This window comes from Mesorhizobium sp. M2E.F.Ca.ET.209.01.1.1, from assembly GCF_004010375.2.
Lineage (GTDB): Bacteria > Pseudomonadota > Alphaproteobacteria > Rhizobiales > Rhizobiaceae > Mesorhizobium.
The window spans coordinates 1-311 of sequence record NZ_SADP02000894.1; the positions used below are offsets into that span (position 1 = coordinate 1).

At 68.2% G+C, this 311-nt stretch carries 1 pseudogene; it reads left to right on the top strand.

Annotated elements, in window-relative coordinates:
• Positions 1-311, top strand: a pseudogene (locus EN852_RS41470) (hypothetical protein); the annotation flags it as partial.

Genomic DNA, 311 nt, shown 5'->3' on the forward strand with positions numbered 1-311 from the left:
CGGGCGCGCTCGACCCCTATATCAACAACCAGAAGCCGGCGCAGGTCGCGGCACTGCCGCAGGGCGATGCCAAACCGGCTGAATCCTCGAGCACGAGCACCGAGGGCCGCGTGCCCCAGGCTCCTGCAAACACGATGGCTCCGGGCAATACCATGGCTCCGGCCAACAAGATGGCGCCGGCGAACAACGCCATGGCGCCCGCCAATACGATGGCATCGGCCAACAATGCGACCGCTCCAGCCGCCCAGGTGCCTGGCGCCGCGGCCGGCCCGACATTGCCGACCTTCGATGTCGTGCGCGTCGAAGGCAAC